Genomic DNA, 22,327 nt, shown 5'->3' on the forward strand with positions numbered 1-22,327 from the left:
TATGAACTATCAATTATTACAAGAATACTGGTGGCTTTTGATTTCCGTCTTGGGATCACTGTTGGTCTTCATGCTCTTCGTTCAGGGCGGACAGTCGATGATACCCCAGATGAAGGAGGAGCAGCGTGAGGACATGATATATACCATTGCCCACCGTTGGGAACTAACCTTCACCGTGCTCGTCACCTTTGGCGGAGCCTTCTTCGCTTCGTTTCCGCTGTTCTATTCCACCTCCTTCGGTGGAGCATACTGGATATGGATGCTTATACTCTTCGGCTTCGTCGTGCAGGCGGTGAGCTTCAAATACCGTCTTTCCGACGGAAACATCCTCGGCCGCAAGCTATATGACATCTTCCTTTTCATCAACGGCATTCTTGCGCCGCTGCTCTTGGGCGGTGCGGTGAGCACATTCTTCTTCGGAAGCGATTTCACGGTAGAGAAGACAAATCTCACAGACGCCGCAGCTCCCGTGATATCGCAGTGGGGAGACTGGCATGGACTCGAAGTCCTTCTGGATTGGCGTGTGGTGATGTTCGGATTGATGGTATTGTTCCTCACAAGGGTGCAGGCCAACCTGTGGTTTCTCAATCAGGTGAAAGACGAGAACACGGCAGAGTGGAACAGAAAACAGCTCCGTGTCAATGCTCCGGTATTTGTCGTTCTCTTTCTTGCCACAACGGCAGTATTGCTTACGACCGGCAGTTACGAAACTACCGGCCTGCATGAGTTCCAGTGGGTAGACAACAAATATCTCAACAATTTCATAGCCATGCCGGCGGCGCTCATAAGCTTCCTCTTGGGCACACTCATGGTGCTCTATGCAGTCTTTGCCGCTCTGTTTAGAAAGAGTCGCAAGGGAATATGGTTCTCCGGTTTTGGAACGGTGCTTGTGGTTCTGTCGCTCTTCTGGGTGGCAGGCTATAACGACACGCCTTACTATCCGTCTTATGCCGATATGGAGTCGTCGCTGACAATCTACAATTCGTCATCATCAGAGTTCACCCTGAAGACCATGAGTGTCGTCAGCCTTGCCATTCCGTTCGTGTTGGCATACATCGCATGGGTGTGGTATAAACTCACGAAATAAGCGGGAGATTTATATGCCCCATTGAGTCTGACCCCAAGCGGCGCTGATGGCCGTTTGGGGTTATTTTGACTTCCATATTTCATAGCAGAACGGAGGAGTCTTGGGATTTCCTTCCTGTTCATGGCTGATGGCTGAACGCTCAGTCTTTATCGTTTCCACATATTGTTCCAGCATATTCTTGAAGACAAGGAAAGAACGTATCTTCGTGTCGTGGTCTGAATGCTGGATGATGAAAACATAACGGTTTAGCGGATGCTTCCGCATCACGCTGACAATCCTGTCTGCCAGGTTTTCTGTGAAGGTGCAGTCTACATTTGAGAAGAAATACGACATATTGAAAACCACGAGGTTTGGCACTTCAGACACGGAAGTCCAATATCTGTCGTCCAATTCCATGAATGAAGTCTTGAAATCCATCAGCATCCTGTCGCCGGTAGTTTCTCCCAGCAGTTTTTCCGCCATTGCCTTCATCGCCGCAGAGATGTCAATGCCAGTATAATGAATGCCCGGAAACAGCCCCGCCATTTGCTCTGCAAACGCGATGCCGCAGGTGGCAGGTCCGCATCCGATGTCTATAAACCTTATTCTTCCGCTCATATTCTTTGCCATGGCCGACAACCAGTTGCTGTAAGACTGATACAGTCTTTTCGCACTGCGATAATACCTCTGCATGATGTAATGACAGTATAGCAATACCTGGTCGTCGGCATTCATTATCAGGTTGGCATTCAATTCCGTGCTGAATAGCGACGAGTCATTCGAGAAGTCCGACCGTCCGTAGTTGATGAGCGACATGTTGGCATCCGTCGTATTGCCGAGGATTATCTCGTGTCCTCTTGTGCGCGAATCATTTTTTATCGCATCCACGACATGCTTGCTGAATGCGGCGGCGAATCGGGATGACATGCCCGATGTTTCCTCAGCCATTGTCGTTTCATAGGCGTCAACCGTTTCGCTTACTTCAAAGTTTCCCTTGCAATAATCATCCGGAGCTACATCAAAGTATCCACCCTTGCTCCTCACGAACTCCATCAGTTTGTAGAAAGTGAAGTTCTCGTTGAGAAGAACAGGGTTTCCGATGAGAATCAGGTTCAGTCTTGCTCTGGTCATGGCAACATTCAGTTTGCGGTCTATCACCAGTCCGTCCTCTTCAAACACATTGCTCGTAAGGAAGTTGAGCTGATACGGCTGTTGGATGGTGAAACCATATATGATATAGTCACGCTGACTGCCCTGATAGCGCTCCACGGTGTCTATCGTGATGTCATGAAGACAGGGAATGCCGAACTTGTCTATCTCGTTTCTCACCGTGGATATCTGGTTGCGGTAGGGCACAATCACGCCAACCGTCTTTTCCGTGTCGAAGCAACCGGATGCCAGCTCATACACGGCGCGTACGGTGGCGGCAATCATCCTTGCCTCCACGCTGTTTGTCTTTGCCGATAGCGACCGCTTTGGCGGTTCTGCCGTGACGAAAGCTATGCGGCGTGTAGTGAGCATGGTGATGATGCCGTTGCCGGTGTTTTTGCGCACATTTGGAAGAGTCTGGTGGTCGAGCGGCACGATGTCGAGGCGGTTGCCATAGAAAGCATAGTTGGGAAACTCCGCAATGTCTCTGTGCATGCGTCCCTGCTTCGTCAGCATATACACGAAGCGGTCGTCGTAGTCGCCTCTGCCCGTCTTGAAATGTGTGAGCAGACGCTCAAAGAGCGACAACCGGCAGTCAGAGAGATGTATGTCGCACAGCTCCGGTTCAGTCACGGCAGACTCCTCCGGCGTCTGCTGCACTACGGCAGGCAACTGCTTGTGGTCGCCTATGAGCACAAACTTGTCTATCCTGCACAGGTTGTCTTTCTGTGCGCTGAGCAGTCCGATGAGATGTGGCTCGAGAATCTGCGACGACTCGTCTACAATGGCAAGACTGAAGTGCTTTATCTGCAGCAATGACACGTTGGCGTTGAGCGCGGCAGTCGTTCCGCAGAACACCCTCGTGGAGCGGATGGCCTTTCTGCCGGAATCCAGATCTTGGGATTTCAGTTTGTTGCTCAGCAGATATTGACGGTATTCCTTGGAGCAAGAGAGTTCAGAACCAATCCTCACGAAGTCGAAGTCGGGATCCTCCTCCTTCAGTTCCACAAGTTTGCTGCATATCTCGTCAACCGCCCGGTTTGTGTATGATAGCAGTAGCACGTTGGTGTCCTCCTCCAACAGTTCCTCCTTCAGCAGGTTCACCAGTCCGTAGGATGTCTTGCCCGTTCCCGGAGGACCGATGATGAGAAACAGGTCGCGCGCCTGTTTCGCACGGTCAACGAGCGTGTTGAAGTTGCCGTATTCCCCCTTGCGCCTTATCGTAGGGTCGGTCTCCGGCTGGCGCTGCAGGAGGATAAGGTCGCGTCGCTCTTTGGGAGCAGAGAGGAATGAGTGCATGGCGCTATACAGAGAGCCCGTCATCGACTCAAGCATATCGTGCTCTATTGCCCATAGCGTGTCGCCAGGTTTGTTCCCAAAAGCAGTCTTGTCCGTCTGGCTGCAGCGCAGACGCAGTTCTATACTGTCGTTGCGCATGTCGATGATAGTGGCGCGGTGTACCATTTGCGCACATGCGTCAGGCACCTTCGTGTCTTTGTTGTAATTGTATGGATAGAGCATCACGATGTCGCCGATGCGGAAATTTGTGGTGTCAGCCGACTGTGGCTCGTCAAACCGGAGCTTTATTCCTCTCACAGACGTTTCCTGCTTGTCCTCAAAGTCATATCCGGCGATGTGCAGCTTGTCGTAGATGTTGCCGGCAGCCTTCTTGTCCTCCAGCGTGTCATTCCATGTTGAGGCGAAGCCGGAATCCTCCTTCGTCTTGTTGCCAACCTTGGCAAGCAGCTGCTCGTTTTCCAGAAAGCGCAGAAACCGGAGATAATACAGACGCTCAAGCTTTGATGCAGAGGTGATGGGCGAAAGGAGTTCTGAAAGTTGAGGCCGTATGTAATCCTCCCACAACCGTCCGGTCACCTTCTTCTTGTTCAGCATGTCGGGAGTAAGACTTGTCAGGATGTCGAGTCCCTCCTTGGCATACAGTATCTCGCTCCATGCGAGCAGGTTGCGCATCCTGATGGCGCGGTGCAGCAGCTGCGGGGCATTAGGTGAGCTGACCAGTCCTTCAGAGTATTTGGAGTAGAGGAGCATGATGCCTCTGATTTCCGACGGATACTTGTCATATCCATAGGTGAGCAGCGCACCATACAATAGGGCCTGCACCCAGTGTGGTTCCCTCACTTTGGGTATGTTGGGGTTATAAGATGGCGAAGTGTAAGGCACGAAATCCCCCTTTCCTGATTTCTGCTCTATGATGATGATGTCTTTATCCTTTTGCCACAAGAAGTCAAGGCGTCCCTGAATGCCCAGCACCTCGCTGAAGAACGACGGTTCGAGAACCACGCCTTTCCTGTTGAAGTCTTTGATAGACTGTGGCAGACTGGCGCCTATCAGATGGCTGATGTTGCGCTTTTGTATCTGTGCGTCTTGCGTGAACCTGATGCGGTCCTTTGGGAGTTCCAGCCCCGGGCATGATATTATGCTCATGATATTCCTGCTTACAAACTCCCTGATGCTGTCGCTGAAGGTGATGTTGCGGTCGTGTACCACGTCATCGAGGAACTGTCCCGACAGGTTACCCAGATGTATGGGCAGCGTGTTGGGATTTGGTTTAATCTTGTTTACCAGATTCACGAACGGCGATTCGGCATAAGACTCGAAGCAGCTTGATATCGTGGTGATGTTTATGAGATAGTCTGGCTCCAGAATGATAAGCTCCGGCAGACAGATTTCGCCGTGCTCATCCATACGGATGCGCACCAGGTTCAGTCTGGCTCCCTCCCAGAGCGTTGTCTTGAGGTACGACCAGTCTGATTTCCCCTCAAGCGTGAGGATGTGGTTGCGTTTGCCGTAGGAAATCTGCAGGGTGTTGTTGTTTTTCTCTTCCGTCGCCCATATATACTCGTCATCCCAACGTTCCACAACGACCCGAAGCACCTTCTCGCTGTATCGTCCCCATGTCTTCTTCCTGTCGGCACGTGGAAAACAGGCTTTCAGCTGCTCCGGTATTTCTTCCTTGCCGCACACATGATACACCAGCAGCGTTGTGGCTTTCAGATTATGCGGAAAGAGCTTGGATAGTTCTTCTGCCGAGAGTTCCTGGTCGCTGTTGGGGCGGGGAAAGAGGTCCTTGCGACCCAGCTGTATGAGATTGGCAATATTGGATGGAATATCGTATTCCTTGATGCAATAATCCACCTTGGCGAATAGTCCCACGAAAGCAATCTGGCAGTCGAGAACGGCTTGGTCCACCGCCCGGCGGAATACCTGTTTGAGAATGGCGTATCTCTCTTCTTCCGTCATGTCGTCAGCGCAAGATTCCTTCAGTTGCATATATAGGCTTGATGCGGAGTCTACGACGATGGATTTTCCTATGCTGGCATTGACCCTCTCGCTGTTGTCAATCTTTCGTTTGGTATATGGTTTTGTCTGCATGATTATTTTCCTGTTATGGTGTCGGCAAATCTGTTTTCCTTATGGCGCTACCAGATTTTGAGCGCATGCAAATATACTCAAACTATACGAGAATAAGCCATGAAAGCACACCTTTCGAAAAATAAAGCTGTCATAAACCATATCGCCACATTTGCTAACTTGCAATGCAAAAGGGCAACGTCTTTATCAACGTTACCCCTGGTTGTTGTAATTATTTCCAGTCAACAGTGTTGTTTTATTGGTGAAAATGCCGTAAATTTGCTGATTGAATAATAAATGCAGCATTATGGCAGAGAAATTCATCAATCCACATACCGATTTCGGCTTTAAGCGCCTGTTCGGTTCTGAATGTAACACTGAATTGCTCATTAGCTTTCTGAACACCATATTTCACGGCAAACAGAATATCCAGAAAGTAACATATATAAATTCGGAATCACGTCCTGGTTTCTTCGTTGTACGTTGCGAGAATGACAAGGGAGAGAAATTCATCGTGGAGATGCAGAACGTATACCAGGAGTTCTTCAAAGACCGCACCATCTATTATTCAACGTTCCCCATCAGAGAACAGGCGCAGCGTGGAGGAGACTGGGATTTCCATCTCAATCCAGTCTACACGATTGGCTTGCTGAACTTCAACTTTGCCGACGGTCTTGAGAACGCAAAGCGCTGGCACCATGAGGTGAAGCTGATGGAGGTGGACACACACGAGGTGTTCTACGACAAACTCACATATATATACGTTGAGATACCTAAGTTTGACAAGAAAGAGAGTGAACTCGAAAGTATGTACGACAAGTGGATGTACGTGTTGAAGAATCTCTCCAACCTGATGCAACGCCCCGCAGCCCTGCAGGAGCGTGTTTTCACACGTCTGTTCGAACAGGCAGAGATATCAAAGTTCGACAAACAGGAGCTGAAACTGTATGAAGACAGCGTCAATGCATACCGCGACATCGTGAATGCCATACGGACTGCGGAAAAGAAGAAATATGCAGAAGGTCGTGCGGAAGGACGAGCAGAAGGACGTGCAGAAGGACGTGCAGAAGGAATTGTAGAGGTCGCGAAAAAAATGCTTCTCAAGGGTATTTCTGCTGAACTTGTTGCAGAAATGACGGGAATGTCACTCGATGAAGTTTCTAAATTGAAGTAATAAATTTTCCACTGCCCCAATGTAATAAATGCAGCATTATGGCAGAGAAATACATCAATCCACATACCGATTTCGACCGCGACATAGTGAATGCCATACGGACTGCGGAAAAGAAGAAATATGCGGAAGGACGAGCAGAAGGCGAGAAAAAGGCAAAAGAAAAGATAGCCTCCAATCTTCTGGCTCTTGGAGCGCCTATAGAAACTATCATGCAGGCATCGGGCTTGTCAGAAGAAGAAATAAAGAATATCCAATGAGTATAATTGTTGTATCATAGAAGTACCATAGAAGTATCATGCTTTTCGGCATCCCATATTTTCCCCACACCATGGGGAAGACATCCCCACATTAGGGGGTTCTGTTCCCCACGGCGTGGGGAGAATCCGAGGTCTGTCTTTTATGAATTACAAGTCTGTGTTTTAGAGATTTCAAGTCTATGTTTCACGAATTCCAAGTCTATGTTTTATTCATGAGTACAGCGTTATATATATAACGGATATGTGGCGTGACCACCTTTCAAATGCCAGTCTTAATGTCAATCATCTGTTGTCTTTCTTACTTGTACGGCGCCAATGAAATCCTTATCTGCCATGGCAATAAGAAGTCCGAAGAAATCACTCTCATCAATTCTCAACGAACGGCAAATGCTCCTACGGTTAGCACCTTCTGGCAGCATGTTCGTGAAGAAAGGAAACAAATATTCATTCTTATAGGATTCCTCTCTTTTGGGAAGAGTGACAGAAATGGAAGGGTTTTCAGTTGAAAGATAGTTCTCGTCATAACAGAAAGTATATTCTTTTCCAGGGGTGTTTTCAGTCAGGACACCTGCCTTGAGGTCGTTCATATAGACATACAACTGTCTCATATCATTCTATTTTACCTCAAATCCGCAACTACGCGCCTAATATGATACAGAAGCGAAAATAATCTGCATCGTTAGTAAAAAGGGGGCACAGTGCATCGAATGTCACCATAAAGACATATAAATGCCCCTTACCCCACCATACGACTTGAGGCAATACGCAAAATCACGACCATAAGTTGCCGGTGTTATCCAAAGTCATTCTGGAACACATCAGCATAAGCGTTGTTGCATGAATAGATATTCAGCACATACTGCCTTGATGTCCTGACCCATTTTGCTGGCACAGAGATGAACTTGAAGACAAACGCCTTGATGCGGCTTGTTGCTTTGAGTCCGAACCTCTTCACGTCAAGCCTCGCCATGATGAATTTATAGAAGTTGCGTATGAGTGCCGTAAGCAGAAGAAACACCGTGTTTTCTCCCATGAAGGATTTTGGAAGCCTGTTCCAGCCGAATCCGTTATTCATGTCATCGAAGATGCGTTCCTTCCCTCCACGGAGGTTATAGAATTCGACAATCTCTTTCTCGGAAGACTCGTAGTCATTTGTAAGGATGCAGCGGTAGGTGTATTCTCCTTCCCACAGGTCGAGTTCGCCGTCTATCCGCTTCTGTCTTTGAATCACAAGACGGTATGCCTTCCCTTTCCATTTCTCGATGAGAATGGAGGCCAGCTCAAACTCAATACCGCCCAATTTCACTTTCTTCCAACCTCTGAGGGCAAAGATGTCATTGTAGAGCGAACTGCATCGGTTGGCACGGATATAGAAGGTCTTGCAGTGTTTAGCAATCTCTTCCACTATCTCTTCAGAACACGAGCCGCAATCAGCTCTGAAACGGTTGATAATAAGCTTGTTCTGTTCAAACCTTTCAAAGAACCTCTTCAGCGTGTCCTTCTGGTGGAAACGGACATTTGTGTTGCCGTCGCTGTTCTCAATGCCGACAATCAAGTCGCCAATAACTGCCACGCCAGGGCGATAACCAAGGAACTTCTTGTATGTAGGCTTCGCATCATACTTCTCAGCCTCTATGAACTGGTGGTCGAAGTCAACGTCATACCCCTCGCCCTCTTTCAGCTGCCCTGTGGACAATAGGCAATTGAGGAGCAGTGTATTCAGCTTGTCTGCCGTGTTGAAGTCGTAGGTCTTGCCAGTGTCGGATGTGTAGGAAATGTTATCCTGGGTCAGTTCCTTTATGGCTCTGAGAATCGTGTCGGCACTGCATGTGCGAAGTGTCGGATGAAGCGAGAGGTGATACATCAGATGAGTGGTGACATCCTCGATGCATGAGCCGCCACAGAAATAAACGCTCATAAGCGAACGGATGATTTCGCTGTATTGATAACCATACAGCCTGCATCTCATACCGAGGGTTGAGTCGATTACAGATGAGAGCTTGGAATCAAATTGCTCCATTATTGGAAAAATACCTCCAAAAGGAGAGAGTTTCTCAGATTTTATTGCTACCTTTGCCATGTCTGTCGGGTTTGATACATATTTTGATTTGCAACACTAAGATAGGTGAAAAATCTGACATGGCAAAATCCTGAGCAACTTTTTGTTGCTCAGGTACTTATAAATAAAGTTAAATCAAAGTGTTGCGGAATTAAGGGATATGAGTATCAATACATTCATTCAGCGTCCTTTGTTGTCGGCAGTCATCTCCGTGTTGATTGTCATTGCCGGCATTGTTGGTCTCGAGAGCCTGCCTGTGGAGCAGTATCCCGACATCGCCCCGCCGACGGTCTTTGTCTTCGCCAACTATCCCGGAGCGAGTGCAGAGACGGTCATCAAGAGTGTCGTCACGCCGTTGGAGGAGAGTATCAACGGTGTGGAAGGCATGACCTATATGACCTCGTCAGCCAGCAACAGTGGTGAGGCAGATATCACGGTCTATTTCAAGAAAGGCGTTGACCCCGATATGGCAGCTGTCAATGTCCAGAACCGGGTGCAGTCGGCCCTTGCCAACCTCCCCGCAGAGGTGACGAAAGAAGGTGTGCAGACGGAGAAACAGCAGAATGCCGAACTCATGACGTTGGCTCTTTGTTCTACCGACGGGAGATTCGACGAGAATTTCCTCAACAACTACATGAACATCAATGTCATCCCGCGGTTGAAACGTATCCAGGGTATTGGCCGTGTTGAGCTCTTTGGCTCAAGCTATAACATGCGACTGTGGCTCGATCCCAACAAGATGAAAGCCTACAGTCTGGTGCCCGCAGATATCACTGCTGCCTTGGAAGCTCAGAATATAGAGGCTGCTACTGGCTCCTTCGGTCAGAACCACGCCAATGCTTTTGAGTATACAATGAAATACCGTGGTCGCTTCTCTACGCCCGAACAGTTTGGCAACATCGTTATCCGCAGTACGCAGAATGGTCAGATCCTGCGCTTGCGTGATGTGGCGCGTGTGGAATTAGGTGCCGATGCCTACAACTTCTCTACACAGCTTGACGGCAAGCCCGCAGCCACTGCCATGCTGCAGCAGACAGCTGGCAGCAACGCCTCGGAGATCATCAACACCATTGATAAGGAACTGGAGGATATGTCGGCTCAGTTGCCTCCAGGCATGAAGTTCCAGAAGATCAATGATACGAACCACTTCCTCAATGCCTCCATCAAGGTCGTGGTCCACACGCTCTTTGAGGCACTGTTGCTCGTCATCCTTGTGGTCTATGTCTTCCTCCAGGATATCCGGTCAACAGTCATTCCTTCTATCTCCATTATCGTTTCCATCATCGGCACCTTTGGTGTCTTGCAGCTCATAGGTTTCAGCATCAACCTGTTGACGCTCTTTGCCCTTGTGCTCGCCATCGGAACCGTTGTCGATGATGCTATCATCGTCGTGGAGGCTGTGCAAGCCAACTTTGACAAAGGCTACCGTTCTCCGTATCTCGCCTCCCGCGATGCCATGGGCTCGGTGACCTCCGCCTTGTTCACTTCTACGCTGATCTTCATGGCGGTGTTCATCCCCGTGAGTATGATGGGAGGAACCTCCGGTGCCTTTTACCGGCAGTTTGGCTTGACGATGGCTGTCGCTGTAGGCATCTCGTTCATCAATGCCATGACGCTCTCTCCGGCTTTATGTGCATTGCTGTTGAAGCCCTATAAAGATGAGAATGGAAACGAAAAGAATAACTTCGCAGCGCGCTTCCGCCGTGCTTTCAATGCAGTGTTCAGTGTCCTTGAGGATAAATATACACGCGCCGTGTCTGCGTTCATCCGACATAAATACGTGTCTTACGGCATCGTGGCCGCTGCTGTGGCGCTCCTTGTCTTCCTCGTCAAGATAACGCCGACGGGGCTGCTGCCTCAGGAGGACACGGGTATGGTCTACGTCAGTATGAACACCCGTCCGGGTACCTCCATGCATGACAATGCCAAGACCTTGAATACGGTGAAAAATTTGGTTCTTCCGTTAAATGCGTAGACGCTTGTCGTGTAGAGCGTATAGCTTTAACGTGAAGAATTCATCATTTCTGAATCCATACATTTGTCTTTTCAGCACTTTAATCTTGTTGTTTATACCTTCAGTAGGGCCATTTGATATCGGGTAGTCATACCATGCAAGTATATATGGCTTGTAGGCCCGCAAGGTAGCAGCCATTTTGACCAATGGCTGTATTTTTGAATCCATGGCCTGCCGCACCCATTCGTTTAGCACCAATTCTGCATCATCCTTGTTGGTTTGGTTCCATATTTCCCTCAAGTCTTCTTTCAGGTAATATGCAATCATCAACGGTTCATTCAAGTTCAGCACATTGTCAAGTCTTGTCTTGTATTTTGCGTCAAAGATGTCGTTGCCGTTTCTCAGCAATATCCAGCGCGTGCCCTTGATTACCTTACGCTTGTTAACGTCTTTCTCAGCATGCCACAACTGGCGGCGCAACTGGTCTATCCTTTCATTCATGAGCTTTACCACATGAAAATGATCCACGACAAGAGAGGCATTGGGGAGATTTGCCGTTACCGCCCCCGTATAAGCAGACGACAAGTCTGTGCATACGGCTTTTATGTCATTCTTTCTGTCTCCGAGCTTGTTCCAGAATTCCTCAAGCGAAGCCTTGCCGTTACCGTCACCTACAAAGACAATCCGCCCGGTTTCCAAGTCTACGACTATCGTCTTGTAAACTTGTCCCTTGTGGGTAGCGAACTCGTCTATGGATATGTATCTGAGGTTTGAAAGGTCAGGGCTGCCATACTCCTTTTGCAGGAACTCCATCTGTATGTTCCGCACCATGTCCCAAGATACATCCAGGAACCATGCAATGTCCTGTATAGTTGCAAAGCGCGACAAGTCTATAACCATATTGGCGAAAGCGGTCGTATGCCTGCGCTTGCCTTTTGCGAAATCGACATCCTCGTTCTTTATGCAGCCACAATCAGAACATTTGACACGTTGGATCTTCATCTCGACGAAAGTCTTTGAACAACCTATCGGCACGCTCACAAAGCGTCTGGCCGTGAAACCATTACGGACTACATTATGGCTTCCACACTCCGGACAGCAAAGTTTGTCTGATGGAGTTTGGATATTCAAAACTATTTTATTACTTTCGCAACGCATATCCAAACATTCTTGCAAGGATATGCCAAAAGCTTTATGCATTATGCTGGCATTCATTTATCATTGAGTTTGGTCACTACAAAGATAGATGATGCCAGCTTTATTTTTATCATAATATAAAATTTTTTTTTCTATCTATGCATTTAACGGAAGAACCAAAAATTTGGTGGCGAGCGTGCCCGGCGTAGCTCATGTGGCGGCTGTCAACGGCTATTCGTTCACCTCCTCCGGTTCCAACTCCGCCATGATCTTCGCTCCCTTGAAAGAGTGGAAAGACCGTAAGGATCCGTCGGAGTCGGTCGACAGCATCGTGGAGCGTATCATGGCCGTCACCTCACTGGTGAAAGATGCCGACGTGCTTGTGATGACTCCGCCGATGGTGCCGGGATTCGGTATGAGCAGTGGACTGGAGTTCAACTTGCAGGACCACACGGGTAGCTCTATCGCACAGTTTCAGCGTGTGAAAGACGCGTTTGTCGATGAGCTCTCCCGTCAGCCAGAGATTGGGCAGGCCTTCTCCGATTTCTCCGCCAGTTATCCTCAGTTCTGGCTCGATGTCGATGCCGCTAAATGTCAGCGGGCAGGAGTATCGCCGAGCGATGTCCTCTCAACGATAGCCGGTTACTATGGCGGTTCCTACATCTCCAATTTCAACCGCTTCTCCCGCCTTTATCACGTCACGATGCAGGCTGAGGCCGCCGACCGTGTCACACGGCAGTCGCTCAACAACATCTATGTGCGGCTGAGCGATGGTCAGATGGCGCCGGTCAACAATTTCGTCACACTGACTCCGACGATGGGTCCGCAAGGTCTCTCGCGATTCAATATGTTCAATTCTATCAGTGTCAATGCCGATCCCGCTCCTGGTTACAGCTCGGGTCAGGCGATGGAAGCCGTGGCACGCGTGGCTAAGCAGACGCTCCCCTCCGGCTATGGGTATGAGTATAGTGGACTGAGCCGCGAGGAAGGCAATACTAGCAACAACTTCGTCATTGTTGCAGCACTGAGTCTGTTGATCATCTATCTCGTGCTTGTGGCTCTCTACGAGAGTCTTATCCTTCCGTTTGCAATCCTGCTCGCAGTGCCTGTCGGTATTATGGGCAGTTTCCTCTTCGCGCAACTCTTTGGCTTGCAGAACAATATCTATCTTCAGACGGGTGTCGTCTTGCTCATCGGTCTGTTGTCGAAGACTGCCATCTTGCTGACGGAGTATGCCGTGAAACGGCGTGAGGCAGGCATGCGCATCACCCAGGCAGCTTTCTCTGCTGCCAAGGCCCGTCTGCGCCCGATCCTCATGACTGTCCTCGCCATGATCTTAGGTCTGTTGCCGTTGATGGCTGCTTCGGGAGTTGGAGCCAACGGAAGCCGATCTTTGGCATCGGGTGTCGTGGGTGGCATGCTGATAGGCAGTGTGGCGCTGCTCTTCCTTGTCCCCGCTTTCTTCGTCATCTTCCAATGGATGCAGGAGCACTGGATGCCCCGACGGCTCATTGATGTGCTGAGAACGCAGAAGATCACACCTTGATATCAAGGGTCGTGCCTTCTCCCTCTATAGAATGGACGGAAACTTTTCCGCCCATTTTTTTCTATGATGGCTTTGGAGAGAGCCAAGCCTACGCCGTGCCCTTTGATGCTGCGCGTGTTCTTGGCGCGGAAGAAAGGTTTTATAATATGGTTTTACGTATCTTGAAATCCATTTCCAGTCCCAACACTCCAAGAAGTTTGTTGACAGTAGACAGAGAAGGGTTGCCTTTCCCTCGTTCAATGTCTTTGACTGTAGCAAGACTCACTTCTGCCATTTCTGCAAGGTCTAACTGAGAAATAGCAAGCACCTTTCTACGAGATTTTATCACTTCATTTAATTCCATTGTCTAATATATTATACTTTTGACGCAAATATAGGAGAATTTCCTTGTTTGAGTATAAAAGTTTAATAAATTATACTTTTCTCTGAAATTTAGCCAACCATCCAGACAGTTACCCGATGGTTTTTGTGGGTGTGAAAAGGTGGAAGTATTTGTATTTCAGTAGTTTGCGTGATTGTGACCAGATGGTTGATGATTATTGTGGAAAAGTTGTAATTATCCCAAGTCGGTCATTATTTTGTTTTTTATAAGGCGTCTTTTGCTCGATTTTTACTATAACATTTGGAGCTTATACTAAAAGTGATTATCTTTGCGGCGTAAAACTTACACAAGGATGTAAGAGGAACATAAAACAATCGAGAAAATGGAAGAGAAAATGTATAGCTACAAATATCCACATCCGGCAGTCGCTACAGACTGCGTGATTTTCGGCTTCGACGGAATGAAACTCAAAATCCTGCTCATACAGCGCGGCATCGACCCATTCAAGGGGAAATGGGCGTTCCCTGGCGGTTTTCTGAAGATGGACGAGAGCGCCGAAGAGGGAGCTATGAGAGAACTGAAGGAAGAGACAAACCTGACAGCCACCTATCTGGAACAGTTCCACTGCTTCAGTTCGCCCAACCGCGACCCACGAAAGCGCGTCATCTCCATCGCCTTTCTTGCCCTGGTGAAGACGGAAGAGGTGAAGGGAGGCGATGATGCTGCCAAGGCACAGTGGTTCTCAATGGATGAAATCCCACAGTTGGCATTCGACCACGAGAGCATCCTGCGCATGGCGATGAGCAAATTGCGCGAGCGAATCCACTTCCAGCCCATAGGCTTTGACCTGCTGCCCGAAAAATTCACGCTCAAGGAACTGCAGCTGCTATACGAAGCAATCCTCGGCGTGCATTTCGACCGCCGCAACTTTGCCAAGAAGATGCTGCATCTCGACATCCTCACACAACTCGACGAGACGGTGTGGCCTACGCCAAAGCGCAAGGCTTTCCTCTTCAGTTTCAATGAGGACAAATACAAAGAATTGAAGCAGAAAGGATTCCGGCTGGAATTTTAAAATACACAACGATTAATATACTATGTTAGGAGCGATAATCGGCGACATTGTCGGTAGCCGTTGGGAGTTTTTCTCCACCAATGATTATAATTTCGAGTTGTTTTCCGACAAGAACGACTTTACCGACGATACCATCTGCACTATCGCCGTGGCAGATGCCATAATGCATCAGAAGAGCTACGGAGCGGCGCTCCATGAATGGTGCAGGCGCTATCCAAGCCCTATGGGTAGCTATGGAGGCCGTTTCAATGCGTGGGTGAGAAGCGACGAGCCACAGCCCTATGGGTCTTATGGCAATGGAGCGGCGATGAGAGTGAGTGCCATAGGGTGGGCTTTCGACGACGAAGAGAGTGTGCTTGCCAATGCAGAACAGTCGGCAGCCTGCACACACAACCATCCGGAGGGTATCAAGGGCGCACAGACCGTAGCCCTTGCCATACATCTGGCATTGAAGCTGCGCAGGTGTCATCAAGGAGAACCTGTTCTTCATGGCGAGATGATGGAGAAGGTGATAGCTCCATGCGTGGAATTCTCAGGCTACGATATCAATATACGTCGAGAGTCTGTATTGAACAGGTTTGACGAGACTTGTCAGGGAACCGTTCCAGTGGCATTATGCATCATAAGCAAGAGCGTCAACTTTGAGGATGCCATCCGCACTGCCGTTTCTCTTGGGGCGGATGCCGATACCCTCGGTGCCATAGTGGGAAGTATAGCAGAGGCAATATGGCCGATTCCCGAAGAGATGCGGAGAAAAGCTTTGGGCTATCTGCCAGACGACATGCTCAAAGTGCTGAAAGACTGGGAGCGATATTTGGTTACAGTGCCATCCCGGAAGAATATGTAGAAGGACTGATTTATCGGGAGCAGTTAGACAATGTAATAGAAAAGCTGGCAGATATTTGTATACCACAAATCGGGCATCAGACTGTTGGGGAGTAACCGGTTTTTTATAACAGACGTATAGTCTTTTCCGAAATAAGACGTTACATTTGCAGACTTTTTATAAGAAAAACAAAACTTTAAACAAAACAATAAACATGAAAGAAGAATTGGAAGCACGCGTAAATCGTGCCGTTGACTATTTTATGCAGGGCTATGGCTGCTGTCAGAGTGTGGTGGCTGCTTTTGCAGACATCTATGGACTCGACGAGAAACTGGCTCTGAAAATCGCTGCAGGATTCGGTGGCGGAGTAGGCAAGATGCGCATGATGTGTGGTGCAGTGTCGGGACTGGTGATGCTCATTGGTCTGGAAGAAGGACAGACCGAGGGCGCTGACAACGAGGGAAAATCACATTGCTACAAGATTGTGCAGCAGCTGCTCGAAGAATCAAAGCAGCAGAACGGTTCTATAATCTGTGCCGAAATCCTCGGACTGAAAGGCTACGAGAAGGCTGCAAACAGCTATGTGGCTTCGGAGCGCACGGCAGAATACTACAAGAAGCGTCCTTGTGCGGCAAAGGTGGAAAGTGCCGCAAGAATATTCGCCGACTATCTGGAGAAGAAAGGGCAAGAGGCTTAAACCCTAATCGCTCATCAGAACTTGCTTGGGTTAGACGGCCAATCTGTTTCAGCTAATGACTGGTTGGGATTCAAATAAAAATGGCACGCCGAATGATGGCGTGCCATTTTTATTTGTCGAGTTCAGACTCCTGTTATTTGCTTGTTTCAGCCAGCGGGTCGAAAGTACCGGTACCGCCGCGATTGTCGCTCCATCCGATTGTCTGCTTCAGACGAGCATCGTTGCGGTTCATTGCTCCGAGCGAGAAGCCGAGGAAGTAGTATTTTGCGCGATAGCTGATGGTGAGATCCTGATGGTAAGAGTCACGGCCGTCACCCTTGTTGTCCTTTCTCACGAGGTTCTCCTGATACCATGTCTTGAGCTGCTCCTGCTGTGTGGCGAGCGGCTGACGAAGGTCTATCGGCTGACAGCGGCTGACACCAGCCTTGATGAGAGGGTCGCTCTCGTAGGTAGTGCCGCCAACACCATATTTGTCGGCCACACGGAACTCCATGCGCTCGCGACGCTGTCCGTTGAGCGGTGTGAATCCGAGCCACTGACAGGTGTTGCCGCCCCATCCGGTGAGAGTCCAAGTGTCGGGCGCACCTGCTACCTTTGTCGCTCCACCATCGTAGAGCATCCAGCGGCGCATATCGTCGAAACGCTTGCCCTCGTATGCCAATTCTATCTGGCGCTCCAGCAGTACGGCACTCATACAAGTAGCCTGGTCGGAAGCAAGATTGGCAGGCAGACCGTAGTTGTTTTCTGCCGTGTAGCCCACTCTCGAACGAATTTTCTGCAACTGTTCTACAGCCACATCCATGTGACCGGCGCCGCATGCAGCCTCAGCATAGTTGAGGAGAACTTCGGCGTAGCGGATCTCGATGAATGGCGAAGCGCTTCTGGCAAATGCGCCACGAGAGTATCCACTGTTGTATACATAGAGCGACGAACCGAGGTCGTAGTCGCTTGTGCGCTTTCTGACGTAGAGACCCTTTTTGTTTTTCAGCAGGTTGTCGGCACCATAAGCCTCACCGCTCTCCACGTTGCCCGCATCATCCTGGTTGGTATACCATACATAGTTCCAAAGAGCATAGTTGGCACCGTCCTGAGGGTTGTTGTTCACTCCGCCCTGACTGGCATCGCCGTTGTAAGCCCAACGCACACCAGGGAAGGCGAAGGTGCGGTAGAAGCGAGGGTCACGGTTCATGAACGGATAGTTGCGGTCGTATTCAAATGAAGACTTCTCCAGCTTGTTGTATGTAGATGCCGAAGAAGGCAGCTTGCCGTCAGCCATAGGGAACATGTCGACGATCATTGCCGACGGTTCCATACCGCCGGTGCGGTTGTTGGTGTTTGCCGGACGGATATTGTTCTCCCAGTAGTTGTTCTTTCCCTTGTCGCCAGCCTCGCCGCTCTGCATAGGGTCTTCGGTGTTGAAGAGCGTAACGAATACATCTTCGCAGTTCTTCGTCTGTCCGAATATCGTGGCGAAGGCAGAAGCGTTGACATCGTTAGTACCGGTGTAGAGGTCGTATCCACAGGCGTTGAGCACTGGCAGACTCTCCTTTATAGCCTCGTAGGCATCCTTCCAGCGCTGCTGGTCGTTGGCGCGGTTGAACATCGGACTTGCCCACAACACCATTACGCGTCCTTTCAAGGCAAGCGCCGTGCCGGAAGTCACTCTGCCCCAGTTTTCTCCGCTCCATCCGCCATGTGTGGTGGCATCGGTGAGCAGTTTGGCAGAGGTGTCGAGATCGCTGATGATGAAAGAGAAGCAGTCTTTTGCCGATGAACGAGGTGTGAACGAACTTGGAGAAGTTTCCTGCACTTCCTTTATGATAGGCACACCGCCATACCATTTCACAAGCTGGTAGTAACACCATGCACGGAAGAAGTAAGCCTGTCCGAGCAACTGGTTCTTCTGGCTCTCGCTCAGTGTGCAGCCTTCCAGTCCGGCAATCACGTCGTTGATGTTGCGGATGCGTCCCCAAACGTTGGAGAGATGCTTCTGCTCATTGGTGAAATAATCAGGCACCACGTTGCCGGTAAGGGCATCAAGCTCATAGAGAGGATTCACGAAGCTCTGTTCGCTCGAACCGCTCATTCCGCAGTATTCCTCTGTAGCTTTTGCCTGTATGTCGGAAGCGAGACCCGTGCAGTTGTTGTTCCATCCCGATACCGAACTTGGGTTTGGAAGGCATTCGCCATAGATGGAGTTGACGCGCAGCTGTGCTCCGGTGAAGTCGTTGTAGACCTCCTTGTTCACGTTGTTGTTGTCTTTCTTCTCCTCGAGGAAACTGTCGCTACATGAGGCGAGAAAAGATGCTGCAAACGCGATGCTGCAAACTTTTATTATATTCTTGTTCATTGTTGTTATTCCTTGATTATGAGTTATACGTTAGAAAGTCAGGTTCACACCGATAGTCCATTTGCGGAGCTTAGGATAGCTGCCGTAGCTGCACTGAGGGTCGATGAAGTTGTCAGGGTAGGGGTTGTAGAAACTCAGCAGGTTCTGTCCTGTGATGTTCACCCTGGCGCTCTCCAGGCCGATTGTCTTGAACCATGCCATCTTAGGAATCTTGTAAGCCACGGTGAGACGGTTAAGCGAAACCCTTGTGCCGCTGACAGTCCAGAAGCTTGATGCCTGGCTGTTGATGGTGTATGATGGGTTTGGTAGCGAACCGTCGCGGTTCTGTGATACCACCACATTGCCTGCTCCGTCTGTTATGTCGTTGTATACGAACACATCGTCAGGATTCCAGAACGAAGGCATGTTCTGTGCTTCAATGCCGTAAGAAGCCTTGAGGGCAGATGTAGGAATCACAGAACGCGAACCCCAGCTGGCGCTGAGCTGAGCCGTTACAGAGAGTCCCTTCCACTCGGCATGAAGGTTGGTGGTGAATCCGTATGGGTTGCTGGCACGGTGGGAGATGCGCACCTGATCGTCGTTGGCGTTGACGATACCGTCGGGCGTTCCTGTACCGCCAGCTCCGCGCACATCCTTATAAATAAGCATACCCGGCTTGATCTGGTCTGGAGCCATTCCCATATAGTTGGTGATGTTGTATTTCTTCACATACTCCTGAATCTCCTGATAGCTGCGGAACATTCCGAGGCATTCCATTCCCCATGTTCCGATATCGAAGCGGTCGCCCTTCTGCACTGTCCTGTACACGTAGTCTGTGGCGAAGTCGCTGTTGATGACCTTGTTGTCGCTATAGCCGAAGTTCACACCGATGCGGTATTTGAAGTCTTTGCCTATCTTGTCTCTCCATGTGATGCTTGCCTCATAGCCCCAGTTGTCGATCTTGCCAAGGTTGGTAGAAGCCGACAGACAGCCCACCGTTGCCGGTACCGACTGTGACAGGTTCATGAACATCTCACGGTTCCACACCTTGTATGCCTCGAGAGTCACGGCGAGACGCTGTGAGAGCACGTTGAAGTCGATACCGAAGTTTGCCTTGTACGACTTGTCCCAATGCACGTCGTAGTTCACGTCGGCATTACCGTTGTCCATACGTATCGACTGTCCGCTGTTTGTCGTTCCTTCTCCAAACACGGCATTGTCGCTTGTCTTGTTCCAGATGCCGTAGTGCTGCATCCAGAGCCATGCTGTGGTGTTGTCGCGGCCTGTCAGACCGAATGATCCTCTGAGTTTCAGGAAGTCAACCCATGGCAGGGCATTGTTGAACCACTTCTCCTGTGACATCACCCATCCGATACTTGCTGACGGGAACACACCCCAGTAATTCTTGGGGGCGAACTTTGTGGAAGCGTCAGAACGGATGAGGAACTCGAAGAGGTACTTGTCGGCATAGGCGTAGTTCAAGCGTCCGATATATGAGAGACTTGCCGACTCGCTTCTCGACCAGCTTGGAGTCTTAGTGCCCGAAGCACCGTTAGACTGGAAGTTGGTGAATGAATAAGGTTCCGTGGCATGACCGCCCAGATCCTCGTATTCAGACTCCGACTTCTCTATTGAGAAGAGGGCATTTACGTCGTGGAGACCGAACTTGCGTCCGTAGCTTGCCGTGAAGTTTATCTGGTAGTTGTCCATGCGCGACATCGAACGAGAGATATAGTTGCCGTTGTCGAGTGTCGTTGGCTCGAAATTGTCCTGTGAGAGGTATGTGTCGTATTCCTCGCCGGCGATTGGCGTATAGAGATGTTGTCCGCTACCGGTGCGGTTCACCATCTTATATAATGTGAACTTGGAACCATACTGGTTGCCTTTGTCATTGTTGATGCTCTTAGAGTATGTCAGCCTCAGCTTCAGACCCTTGAGCACCTTGCTCCATTCAAAGTCATATTCCAGTCCGGCATTCACGGTCATGTTGTTTGTCTTCGTCTCAGCGTAGTCGCCGTTGTTCTGCATCAGACCATAAGAATATGTCTGAGAATCGTTAGTCTGGGCGTTGCTCACACCGTAGCCGAGAATCGGCATGCCGTTCACCTGTTCCGGAATGTAGCGCGGACGGTAGAGCAGGTTGCGGTAGTCGTTCTCCAGTCCTCCGTTACCGATAGAGTTGTTAGGCTTGTTCAGTTCGCTGAAGTTTCCGCTCACGTTGAGGTTGGCCTTCAGGTTGCGGCTTATCTTCACGTCGACACCCGCACGGTAGTTCCAGCGGTCGTAGTCGAGTTTGCCCAGGTTACCGTCCTGTGTGAAGTAAGAAATTCCGGCGAAGTAGTTCACCTTGTCGGTGGCTCCGCTCACGTTCACGCTGTGCTGCTGAGTCACTGCCGTATCCCAGTATTTGTCGAGCAGGTCGTAGTTCAGTCCCTTCATAGCCTCCAGCTCATCCTGCTGGAACAATGACGTGGTGCGGTTCAGCGATGTGCTTCTCGGGTCGTTGTCGGTCATGATGTCATACAGGCGGCCGTAGTTGTATGCGTTGAGCATCTTCGGTGTTGACATTGCGTCGGCGATACCGAATGTGCCGTTGTATGAAATCTTCGGTGCTCCCATCTTTCCCTTTTTCGTAGTGACGAGAATCACACCGTTTGCGGCGCGAGCTCCATATACGGCAGCCGATGCGTCTTTCAATACCGAGATGTTCTCCACTTCAGAAGGGTCGAGGTTATTGAACGCCTCCTCGCCCAGATTCTTTATATCGTTAGGATATACGTAGCCGTCGATGACGTAGAGCGGACCGGCAGCGTTTCCTGTGAAGTCACGCAATACTCCTCCGTCGCGGATGGTGATGCTCGACGATTGTCCCACCTGTCTGTCGCCGCCGCTCACGCTCACTCCGTTGATGAGTCCGGAGAGGGATGATGCGAGGCTTGCTCCAGAAAGGTCCTTGATGTCGTCTATCGGCACCGTGCCGACAGAACCGGTGAGGTGGGCCTTCTTCTGTGTGCCATAGCCCACTACCACTACCTCTTCCAGATTCTGGGCGTCTTCCTTGAGCTGTGCTTTTCCGCCGGCCACTACCGTCTGTGATAGATATCCGATGTATGAGATGTTCACTTTGCTGCCTTTCGGCGCCGTGATGCTGTAGTTACCGTCGATGTCGGTGATGACACCAGTGTTTGCTCCCTTGCTGCCCACCAGGCGCACTGTAGCGCCGATGATGGGGTCGCCGTTTTGGTCAACCACGGTGCCCTTTATTGTCTGGTTCTGCTGCTGTGCATGGATAGGTGTGGAAACCAATGCCAAGCATCCGAAGCATAAGCTGATTATCGTTTTCCTTTTCATGATTCTTGTCTTG

At 49.8% G+C, this 22,327-nt stretch carries 14 protein-coding genes and 1 pseudogene; 8 read left to right on the forward strand and 7 right to left on the reverse strand.

Features of this window, described 5'->3' with window-relative positions:
• Nucleotide 1: 1 nt before the first annotated feature.
• On the forward strand, nucleotides 2-1,087 hold the full coding sequence (locus ACDC99_RS01820; RefSeq protein WP_287073488.1) for a cytochrome d ubiquinol oxidase subunit II: 1,086 nt from the start codon (nucleotides 2-4) through the stop codon (nucleotides 1,085-1,087).
• A gap of 60 nt (nucleotides 1,088-1,147) precedes the next feature.
• Here ACDC99_RS01820 and ACDC99_RS01825 read toward each other — a convergent pair whose 3' ends face one another.
• A complete protein-coding gene (locus tag ACDC99_RS01825) occupies nucleotides 1,148-5,608 on the reverse strand; it encodes an AAA domain-containing protein (RefSeq protein WP_370755595.1) in 4,461 nt (1,486 codons plus the stop codon).
• A gap of 286 nt (nucleotides 5,609-5,894) precedes the next feature.
• On the opposite strand from ACDC99_RS01825, the gene ACDC99_RS01830 reads away from it, so the two are divergent.
• The gene (locus ACDC99_RS01830) at nucleotides 5,895-6,761 is read left to right on the forward strand and encodes an Rpn family recombination-promoting nuclease/putative transposase (RefSeq protein WP_370755596.1); all 867 of its coding nucleotides are present in this window, start codon (nucleotides 5,895-5,897) and stop codon (nucleotides 6,759-6,761) included.
• Nucleotides 6,762-6,799: 38 nt separating this feature from the next.
• Nucleotides 6,800-7,018: a hypothetical protein gene (locus ACDC99_RS01835; protein WP_370755598.1), complete on the forward strand. Its 219-nt coding sequence runs from the start codon at nucleotides 6,800-6,802 to the stop codon at nucleotides 7,016-7,018.
• A gap of 278 nt (nucleotides 7,019-7,296) precedes the next feature.
• Here ACDC99_RS01835 and ACDC99_RS01840 read toward each other — a convergent pair whose 3' ends face one another.
• Together ACDC99_RS01840 and ACDC99_RS01845 are read right to left on the reverse strand one after the other, a co-directional pair.
• Nucleotides 7,297-7,626, reverse strand: coding sequence for a HipA N-terminal domain-containing protein (locus ACDC99_RS01840; protein ID WP_370755600.1), 330 nt, complete (start codon nucleotides 7,624-7,626; stop codon nucleotides 7,297-7,299).
• 185 nt (nucleotides 7,627-7,811) lie between these two features.
• Complete coding sequence (locus tag ACDC99_RS01845; protein WP_346712761.1) at nucleotides 7,812-9,098, reverse strand: IS1380-like element ISBf11 family transposase; 1,287 nt, start codon at nucleotides 9,096-9,098, stop codon at nucleotides 7,812-7,814.
• Nucleotides 9,099-9,237: 139 nt separating this feature from the next.
• Between ACDC99_RS01845 and ACDC99_RS01850 the strand changes: the two are divergent.
• Nucleotides 9,238-11,028 (forward strand): annotated as a pseudogene (locus tag ACDC99_RS01850) (efflux RND transporter permease subunit); the annotation flags it as partial.
• A gap of 12 nt (nucleotides 11,029-11,040) precedes the next feature.
• Here ACDC99_RS01850 and ACDC99_RS01855 read toward each other — a convergent pair.
• Nucleotides 11,041-12,246 carry an ISL3 family transposase gene (locus tag ACDC99_RS01855; RefSeq protein WP_042517111.1) on the reverse strand — a complete coding sequence of 402 codons (1,206 nt, stop codon included), beginning with the start codon at nucleotides 12,244-12,246 and terminating at the stop codon, nucleotides 11,041-11,043.
• A 109-nt stretch (nucleotides 12,247-12,355) separates the two neighbouring features.
• On the opposite strand from ACDC99_RS01855, the gene ACDC99_RS01860 reads away from it, so the two are divergent.
• Nucleotides 12,356-13,714, forward strand: coding sequence for an efflux RND transporter permease subunit (locus ACDC99_RS01860; protein WP_370756897.1), 1,359 nt, complete (start codon nucleotides 12,356-12,358; stop codon nucleotides 13,712-13,714).
• Nucleotides 13,715-13,853: 139 nt separating this feature from the next.
• Here ACDC99_RS01860 and ACDC99_RS01865 read toward each other — a convergent pair whose 3' ends face one another.
• Nucleotides 13,854-14,057: a helix-turn-helix transcriptional regulator gene (locus ACDC99_RS01865; RefSeq protein WP_044066096.1), complete on the reverse strand. Its 204-nt coding sequence runs from the start codon at nucleotides 14,055-14,057 to the stop codon at nucleotides 13,854-13,856.
• 361 nt (nucleotides 14,058-14,418) lie between these two features.
• Here ACDC99_RS01865 and ACDC99_RS01870 point away from each other — a divergent pair, with 361 nt between their 5' ends.
• The 3 genes from ACDC99_RS01870 to ACDC99_RS01880 all read left to right on the forward strand — a co-directional run bounded on the left by ACDC99_RS01870 (nucleotide 14,419) and on the right by ACDC99_RS01880 (nucleotide 16,634).
• Nucleotides 14,419-15,111 carry an NUDIX hydrolase gene (locus ACDC99_RS01870; protein ID WP_370755602.1) on the forward strand — a complete coding sequence of 231 codons (693 nt, stop codon included), beginning with the start codon at nucleotides 14,419-14,421 and terminating at the stop codon, nucleotides 15,109-15,111.
• A gap of 22 nt (nucleotides 15,112-15,133) precedes the next feature.
• Complete coding sequence (locus ACDC99_RS01875) at nucleotides 15,134-15,958, forward strand: ADP-ribosylglycohydrolase family protein (RefSeq protein WP_370755603.1); 825 nt, start codon at nucleotides 15,134-15,136, stop codon at nucleotides 15,956-15,958.
• 193 nt (nucleotides 15,959-16,151) lie between these two features.
• Nucleotides 16,152-16,634, forward strand: a complete 483-nt coding sequence (locus tag ACDC99_RS01880; RefSeq protein WP_022317015.1) for a C-GCAxxG-C-C family protein — start codon at nucleotides 16,152-16,154, stop codon at nucleotides 16,632-16,634.
• A gap of 133 nt (nucleotides 16,635-16,767) precedes the next feature.
• Here ACDC99_RS01880 and ACDC99_RS01885 read toward each other — a convergent pair whose 3' ends face one another.
• A complete protein-coding gene (locus ACDC99_RS01885; protein ID WP_288745200.1) occupies nucleotides 16,768-18,984 on the reverse strand; it encodes a RagB/SusD family nutrient uptake outer membrane protein in 2,217 nt (738 codons plus the stop codon).
• A 30-nt stretch (nucleotides 18,985-19,014) separates the two neighbouring features.
• The gene (locus tag ACDC99_RS01890; RefSeq protein WP_303221840.1) at nucleotides 19,015-22,314 is read right to left on the reverse strand and encodes a SusC/RagA family TonB-linked outer membrane protein; all 3,300 of its coding nucleotides are present in this window, start codon (nucleotides 22,312-22,314) and stop codon (nucleotides 19,015-19,017) included.
• Nucleotides 22,315-22,327 lie beyond the last annotated feature (13 nt).

Source organism: Prevotella pectinovora, from assembly GCF_041323955.1.
GTDB classification, from domain to species: Bacteria; Bacteroidota; Bacteroidia; order Bacteroidales; family Bacteroidaceae; genus Prevotella; species Prevotella pectinovora.